Below are 7,831 nucleotides of genomic sequence, written 5' to 3' on the forward strand. Positions count from 1 at the left end.
CTGCTAGCGCGCACACCCCTCCCCCTTTCCATTCGCCGGTTCGCTGGCACCCATCGCAGAAAGGTCGTACCGAAAATGAACAGGCTCCAGAAATGGGTCTATGGGAACTGGCCAGTCCCCGTCGTGTCCGGCGTGCTCATCATCGTCTCCTTCGCCGTCCAGCGGTTCGCAGGGGGTGCGGCCAACCTCACCCTCAGCCCCCAGTGGTGGCTCGATGCCGGCACCCTCTCCACCCATGCCACCACGGTCTTCACCCTCGCCAACGCTTTCATGGTCGCCGCCGCCGTAGTCGCAGGCTACGGGATCGTGATCAAGGCGGTTCGCGCAATTATCGCCAGGGTCATAGGGATTGACCTGCTCGTGTCGATCGCGGCGATCGGCGCGATAATCATCGGCAACTTCTGGGAGGCCGCGGCTGTCACATTCCTGTTCGCCATCGGCCACGCTCTAGAAGCTGCGACCCTGAACAAGACGCGCTCGGCACTGGCCGAGCTTGTCGCCGTCGCCCCGGATTCCGCCGTCGTCATGCGCGATGGCGAACAGCTGGAGATCCCTGCCGGGCAGGTGAGGATGGGTGAGATCGTCCTGGTCAAGAACGGCGCGAAGGTCCCCGTGGACGGGCAGGTCGTCTCCGGTACCGGCGCCATCGACGAGGCCTCCATCACCGGCGAATCGATCCCGGTTGAAAAATCCAAGAACGATCACGTTTTCGCCGGTACCGTCTCGCAAGGCGGCTTCCTGCAAGTGCTGGCTGCCGGCATCGGCGCGGACACCACCCTGGCCCGTATCATTCACCGGGTGGAAGAGGCCCAGGACGCCAAGGCTCGCACCCAGGATTTCATGGACCGCTTCTCCCGGTGGTACACCCCCTCTGTAATAGTGCTAGCACTTGTAGCCGGACTGATCGCCGGCGACGTGGTCCTCGCGTTGACCCTTCTGGTCATCGGGTGCCCCGGCGCCCTGGTCATCTCCATTCCGGTCGCGATTGTGGCCGGCATCGGGCGCGCCGCGCGTAATGGCATCCTGATCAAGGGGGGCGAGTTCTTGGAGACCTCGGCGAAGATCTCAGCGGTCGCCGTGGACAAAACTGGTACCCTCACCGAGGGCAAGCCTCGGCTGACCGACGTCGTGGTACTCGACCCGACACGGGGCCGTGCCGAGGTGCTCCAATGGGCTGCTGCGGCCGAGGCCGGGTCGGAGCACCCTCTGGCCCGTCCCATCCTGGAGACGGCGCGCGAGGAAGGGGTGGCCCCAGAAGGGATTCCCGGTACCGTCACCCCGGTGCCTGGTAAGGGCATCGTGTCCGATGTCGCCGGCCAACGAGTGCTCATCGGTAACCCGCCTCTGCTGGACCAATACAGCATTCCCAACGACGGCCGCGCTGCCCAGGCTGCGGAGGCGCTAGCCTCCGCCGGCAAGACGCCGATGATCGTCGCCGTCGACGACAAGGTGATCGGCGTCATCGCGGTGGCCGACCAGATCCGCCGGGATGCCCCCGAAATGGTCGCTCGGCTCCACCAAGCCGGCGTCGAAAAGGTGGTCATGCTCACCGGTGACACCCGGCTGGTAGCTGAGGCTGTCGGGAAGGCCACTGTGATCGACGAGATCCACGCCTCGCTGCTCCCGGAAGACAAGCTGGACGTGGTTGCGCAGTTGCAGCGCCAGGGACACACGGTTGCCATGGTTGGCGATGGCGTCAATGACGCCCCGGCGCTGGCCACCGCCAACATCGGCGTGGCAATGGGCGCCGCAGGCTCGGCCGTGGCCGTGGAGACCGCGGACATCGCCCTGATGGGTGACAACCTGCTCAAACTGCCGGAGGCCATTGGCCTAGCCAAGCAGACCGTGTCAGTGATGAGGCAGAACATCGCGATCGCCCTGATCACAGTGGTGCTGCTGCTGGCCGGCGTTTTCGCCGGCGGGGTGACCATGTCCGTCGGCATGCTCGTCCACGAAGCCTCCGTACTGGTGGTCATCATCAATGCGATGCGACTGCTGCGGAATACCCGCGGTTCGACCGCAATGCCGAAGAGCAAGTGGACCATAAGGAAAGAGGAGAAGCAGGTAATCGCCTGACATCGAATCCGCGTGGCGGCCCGGAGCACTTCGCCCCAGGCCGTCCCGGACATGGATAGACACGAGAACTCAGACAGCGACACGACCCACACAGACAGTTACACAGGAAGCACAGGAGATCAGCCATGACCGAAAAGAACTTCACCCTTGGAGACAACGTCGAGCACTTCACTATCGCGGACGTCGCCCGGGACAATCCGGACTTCCGGAAAGTGCTGTGGACCGGTGAACACGCCCAGATTGTCGTCATGACGATTCCGCCCGGCGGTGAGATCGGCGACGAGGTTCACGAACATACCGACCAGATCCTGACTTTTGTCTCCGGCACCGGCGAGGCCGACCTCAACGGCCACAACCACCCCATCGAGGCAGGAGACCAGTGCGCAGTTCCTGCCGGCACCCAGCACAACTTCCGCAACACCGGCGAGGAGTCGCTGGTACTCTACACCGTCTACAGCCCGCCGGAACACGCTGTCGATGCCGCCTTCGCTACCAAGGGTGACGCCGACGCTGCCGAAAGCGCTGGCCTTGACAAACCACCTCGGCACTGAACATCTTGATCCCGGCGAACCAACTGGGGCGCCGAATCTGAACTATTAAGAAGAAGACCCCATCCGATTTCCAAGGTCTACGTGTTCAACGACTACGACTGCTCCGCGACCCAGCAACTCATCGACCGGCCTGTTCCACAGTCCGGGCCCGGGGATTCGTCATCACGGTGAAGGCTGAGGGAGTCAACCCTGCCGATTGGGAGATCCACGAAGACCAGCCGGATCGGAAGTTCCGACTACCGGAGCCGATGAGCCGGGAGGCGGCCTGCGTGATGCTGCAAGCAGGTGAGAAGAGGACCTCGCAGGTCGCCCTGGGTGCAGGGCGCATACTTCAGCGGGATCCGGCGACTCGGCACTGGTCGCTACCCAACACAGCCACGCTAGCTGGGCGGGCGCGGCCACGTTACGACGCGCTGCGGATTGACCGGGCGAATAGGGCGCTAAGGATGGTCGGCCAGTGTGAGGACGACTTGATGCGCGTCCCACTCAATCGGGGAGAGTGCGAAACGGAGTCGAGGGCCCCTCGACGCGCACCGGCAGCACGTCCTCACCCCGCAGCATGGCGCGGAGCAACCGCCGTTGCTCCCACCGGAGCGACACCAGTGCGTGGTCGCGCCGCAAGATCAGCCCCCCGGCCCCGGTCGCATACCGCTTCCGCAGCGCAATCAGCTCCTCTGCCTGTAGCAGAGCCACAGTATTGCCCGCCACCTCCTCGACCAGGCGGACCAGCGAGGAAGGCCCCGTCAGATCGGTGGCGACCACGCGCCGCTCACTCTCAGCGAGGATCGTTTTCTGCGCCGCACGGCTCACAACCAGAGGACGGGACGGCCCGTCCAGTAGGCCGCTGAGCACGTCCGCCGCCGCGTCAGGACTGCCGGTTCTCTGCGCCGCCACCTGCATCCTCTGCAGACGGCCCGGCTCGCGCAGCACCTCGTCGATCTTCCAGCCGATCGTGGCGGCAGAGTTGCAGCGTACGGCTGCTCCTTGTTCCATCAGGTAGTCGCCGTTGCGAACTTCCTGTCCCGGGATAGGGTTCACCAGCACCATGGGCAATCCTGCGGCCATGCACTCCGACGCTGTCAACCCGCCCGGTTTACCCACGAACAGATCGGCGCGACGCAGCAGCTGCGGCATCTCCGTTGTGAAGCCGAGTACGCGATAGCAATTGCCGGCGGGCGCCACCAGCTGCTCGATGCGCCGCCGTAGCTCCTCGTCATGTCCACACACGACCGTAGCCGTGAATGCGGAGCGCATATGCAGCGTCTGCCGCACCACTGCCTCGGCGTAGCCGCCTCCTTTCGCGCCTGCGGAGATCAACAGCATCGGGGGCACGCTGGCATCGCGCTCAGGTGCAGTGTTGGACTCCGCCGCGATCGGGATTCCCGTGGCCGCGACGCGGTCGGGAGGTAGGCCGAATGCCGTCAGCTCGACTCTCCCTTCCTCCCTGGCAACGAAAAATTTGTGGAACGCGTTCGTAAGCCACAGGCCCTGGAAGTCGTAGTCTGTCGTAACGACAGCAGTCTTGGCATCGACCACGCCGCGCAGGATCAGGGTCGCTAGCAACTGGGCCGGCAAGAAGTGCGTACACACGATCGCGGTCGGGCGAAATCGCTTGATCGCACGGATAACCGGAAGGGCGTTAATCCGTGTCCAAGGGTCGATCGGGCCGCGGCGCCGAAACGGCGGATCACTGGCATCATAACCCCATTCGACCAGCCATGGCATGCCCTCGACCAGGACGAAGTAGCCCTTCCCCAGCACGTCGCGGTAGAGCGCGCTACTTACTTGCAACACATCCAACACCTGCACCTCGGCGACGTCGGCGCGTGCGGAACACGCCTGCTGTACCGCCGCCGCAGCGCTGTTGTGCCCTGTGCCCACACCTGCGGACAAGATCATGACGCGCTCACATCCGGCGGTGTGGGGGCCCCGTGCCAACGTCCTACGCATAGAGAAAGACTAGCGTACTGCATCACCTAGTACATTCACTGTCAAACGACAGACGAAGTTGTTTGCTCATATAAGGCTGGAGACGGGATGTGAGGTAATCTCAATAGGCTTCGGAGAGATGAGCACGAAAATTTGGCTTCGGTCAACTTACGTGGATCAAAGGACGTTGTTTTTCATTTGGCTCAGCTTTGCGGAGCACCTCTCTAGTAAGTGTTGCGACTGCCCCAGTTCCAAACAGCAGGAACTTGAGCATGCTCGAAATCGGGTTCCCCTCCGTCCATTCGAAATATGCGTTGGGGACCACTGTGGTCTGATCGCGGACCTGCAGCAAGATTGCCGCAATCGTATTGGGAACATTGGCGCTTTTGACGCTCAAGACTCGGTAGCCGTATCGCTTCCTACCCTCCACCAGAAGATCCTCTTCGAACTCAGACGAATCGGTGGGGTGAACCTGGAGAAAGATGATTCGGGAAACTCGAGGGATATGGCTAAAACGCCTCTCTGCAGCGTTCTTGTCCTGATATTCGTGACGCCCCCCACCGTGCGATTCGTGTGCCACAATCCGGACTGTGCCATTGCGGGCATCGTTTTGAATGAATTCCAATGCTTTAGCGTCAAAGGTGACTTTGGTTGCACGTATCTGAAAAGACCTGAAGATCCTTGAGACTGCAGATAAAAGGAGAATGCCCAGAATGAACAGGCCCGCAACTCGGATTCCTTCGGGGCGCTCGATAATGTTGAGAATGGTCGTGTAGACAAACACTAGGGTGATTACGGCGAACCCGAAGATCGCGGTGCGTTGCCGTCTTTTCATAGCCGAGATAGTCACAGCCACCGATGCCGAGGTGATGAGCACGAGCACGCCAGTGGCGTATGCACCTCCTTGCGCATCGACATCTGCCTCGAAAGCGATGGTGATAACGAAAGCTATCCCGGTGAACACCAGCACAAGTGGTCGGACAGCACGCGCCCACTGAGGTGCCATGCCGTAACGAGGCAGGTAACGGGGTACTAGATTCAGCAGTCCGGCCATCGCCGATGCGCCAGCAAACCAAAGGATACATATAGTAACAATGTCGTAGACGGTTCCAAACCCCTCTCCGAGATATTCGTGAGCGAGGAAAGCCAACGCTCGGCCATTGGCTGCGCCGCCGGTCATGAATTCTTCCTGTGGAATGAGGAACGTCGTCACGATGCTTGATGCAATCAAGAAGATACTCATTACGCCGGCAGCCGTCGTCAGTAGGCGAATCCCGTCTCGGATGCGGCGCGCGGGTCTTTCCGGCGTATCCGAATGTGCGCCAGCAATCTGTGGCATGACTGCGACCCCGGTTTCAAAACCAGACAATCCCAGTGCCAACTTAGGGAATACGAGAAGCGCAATGCCCACCATGACTATTGGATTGCCATGTTGCGCGGTCAACGCTGTCCACCAATTCGTAATCACGATCGAATTCTGGCTGATGTGTACAAGCGAGACAGCGATTACGATAAGGTTCAGTGCGAGGTAGGCGGCGACGAGAACAACTGCGATTCCGATCGCTTCGTGAAAGCCTTTGAGAAATACTACGGCGAGCATCGCGATTAGACTCAAAGTAAGAAGGATCCTCCCGCCTTCAAGCCAGTCGGGCGCGAACGGATTCTCGATGGCATGCGCGGCAGCATCTGCTGCGGACAGCGTCATCGTAAGCATGAAATCCGTCGCCGCAAACCCCAGTAGCACCAGCACAAATACCTTGCCAGCCCACCAAGGCAGAAGATGTTCAAGCATCGCGATCGATCCGGACCCGTTGAAGCTCTCGCGCGCAACGCGGCGGTACACAGGAAGAGCCCCGAACAGGGTGAGCAGCACCAGCACGATTGTTGCCAGTGGAGACAGCAATCCGGCTGCCAACGCAGCGATTGCTGGCTGGTAGCCGAGAGTGGAAAAATAGTCAACGCCGCTCAGACACATCACCCGCCACCAAGGGTGCTTCTTGGCTGCGTGCGCAGCGTGCGGGCCTTGATGGGTCCCCGCGCCGTCAACGAGTCCATCTAACAGCCAGCTAGTCAGCCTTTTATGTCTGGATTGGATACCTGCAATTGATGTGAGGCCATTAGTCTCTTTTGGGGCTGACGCCTCCACCTCATCGGCCACCTTTGGGCGCGCAATTCGCGGAGCAACTCAAGCTGGTGGCGATTGATCTCCATGAGTTCTTCAAGTTCCTGCTTCGCCGCGACGTTTGTCTCAAAGTCGTGCTGGGCTAGCATTGCTGAGATAGAATCCTGTCGCTTTGCTGCGATGAGAATGATGGCGCCCTGCAGGCCGGCGAGCATACTCAAGAACAGATTCAGCAATATATATGGATAAGGGTCCCAGGCGAATATCATCGTGTTGGCGATGGCCCACACGATCATGAACGCGAGGAATGCGCCGATGAAGTACCAAGATCCCATTCCATTTCGCAGTCGGTCCGCTGCTCGCTGCCCTGTGGTCAGGTTCTTGGAATGCTCAGCATGCCAGTTCGTGAGTGGCCGTTTCATCTCTCCAGACTGACGCTCGCATTTCTTGGCATCCGCCCAGAAAGTACGAGCCTCGGTGGATGGCAATTGTTGCTCTCCATCAGGAGTCATCATAGATCCCACAATTTTGTTCCTCTCGTCACAAATCGCGGGAAGTCCGCATAACTGACGAGAGCCAGAAATGCGTGCTTCATCAGAAGTCAGACGCTAAGGCACGGCGCGGTCAGATGCAAGCGTCTTTAGTGACACTCTCGAGCCCAGGAAAATATCGCTAGCCTCTGGGCCTAATGATTAGAACCTTCCAGCTCCGGACACACAAACCGAAGATGCTCCCGTCCAGGAAGAACGGTGTTGACGCCGACGGTGTACTGCTGCCGGAAACTGTACGCGCGAGAAGTGTTGGCCACCATTTGAAGAAGACAATGGCGACATGGAGAAAGCTGTGCGCTGACCTCGTCGACTTGGACCAGGTTTCAGAGGCCTTGGATGCTCATAGATCGGAATAGTTAAGAATGAAATGTGGGCAAATGAGCTAATTCGACCGGCTCAATTCGCACTTCCAGGCCTCTCAACAGGCAACTTATCAGGTGCTCAAATGTGGGCCCAGAGGGACTTGAATTCTTTCTGTTTGGAAGGGCCTTCCGGTAGCGAACGTGTAACGAAGTGGTAGCAGCTATGTAAGAACCTGGTAGCACTCATGGAGGATTGCTTTCACCCACGACATCGAAGTCGTGACAAGTGAAAGGAACCCT

The 7,831-nt window shown here is 60.0% G+C and carries 5 protein-coding genes; 2 read left to right on the top strand and 3 right to left on the bottom strand.

Translation table 11 applies throughout. The features are described 5' to 3' along the window. Positions 1 to 75: 75 nt before the first annotated feature. Positions 76 to 2,076 carry a heavy metal translocating P-type ATPase gene (locus BAUR9175_RS10725; protein WP_096145542.1) on the top strand — a complete coding sequence of 667 codons (2,001 nt, stop codon included), beginning with the start codon at positions 76 to 78 and terminating at the stop codon, positions 2,074 to 2,076. 125 nt (positions 2,077 to 2,201) lie between these two features. Next, positions 2,202 to 2,627: a cupin domain-containing protein gene (locus BAUR9175_RS10730; protein ID WP_009885189.1), complete on the top strand. Its 426-nt coding sequence runs from the start codon at positions 2,202 to 2,204 to the stop codon at positions 2,625 to 2,627. Positions 2,628 to 3,113: 486 nt separating this feature from the next. On the opposite strand, the gene BAUR9175_RS10735 is transcribed toward BAUR9175_RS10730, so the two are convergent. The 3 genes from BAUR9175_RS10735 to BAUR9175_RS10745 all read right to left on the bottom strand — a co-directional run bounded on the left by BAUR9175_RS10735 (position 3,114) and on the right by BAUR9175_RS10745 (position 7,193). Next, positions 3,114 to 4,577 carry an MGDG synthase family glycosyltransferase gene (locus BAUR9175_RS10735; RefSeq protein WP_101583699.1) on the bottom strand — a complete coding sequence of 488 codons (1,464 nt, stop codon included), beginning with the start codon at positions 4,575 to 4,577 and terminating at the stop codon, positions 3,114 to 3,116. A 142-nt stretch (positions 4,578 to 4,719) separates the two neighbouring features. Beyond that, positions 4,720 to 6,531: an APC family permease gene (locus BAUR9175_RS10740; RefSeq protein ID WP_226830397.1), complete on the bottom strand. Its 1,812-nt coding sequence runs from the start codon at positions 6,529 to 6,531 to the stop codon at positions 4,720 to 4,722. Between the two features lie 95 nt (positions 6,532 to 6,626). Next, positions 6,627 to 7,193 carry a DUF1003 domain-containing protein gene (locus BAUR9175_RS10745; protein WP_009885186.1) on the bottom strand — a complete coding sequence of 189 codons (567 nt, stop codon included), beginning with the start codon at positions 7,191 to 7,193 and terminating at the stop codon, positions 6,627 to 6,629. Between the last annotated feature and the right edge of the window lie 638 nt (positions 7,194 to 7,831).

Origin of the sequence: Brevibacterium aurantiacum, from assembly GCF_900169065.1 — a bacterium.
In the GTDB taxonomy this organism is placed as follows: domain Bacteria; phylum Actinomycetota; class Actinomycetes; order Actinomycetales; family Brevibacteriaceae; genus Brevibacterium; species Brevibacterium aurantiacum.

Bases quoted from the DNA above. Each gene is read 5' to 3' on its own strand.
- BAUR9175_RS10730 (WP_009885189.1), top strand. From the start codon at position 2,202: ATGACCGAAAAGAACTTCACCCTTGGAGACAACGTCGAGCACTTCACT.
- BAUR9175_RS10740 (WP_226830397.1), bottom strand. From the start codon at position 6,531: ATGTGTCTGAGCGGCGTTGACTATTTTTCCACTCTCGGCTACCAGCCA.
- BAUR9175_RS10735 (WP_101583699.1), bottom strand. From the start codon at position 4,577: ATGCGTAGGACGTTGGCACGGGGCCCCCACACCGCCGGATGTGAGCGC.
- BAUR9175_RS10745 (WP_009885186.1), bottom strand. From the start codon at position 7,193: ATGATGACTCCTGATGGAGAGCAACAATTGCCATCCACCGAGGCTCGT.
- BAUR9175_RS10725 (WP_096145542.1), top strand. From the start codon at position 76: ATGAACAGGCTCCAGAAATGGGTCTATGGGAACTGGCCAGTCCCCGTC.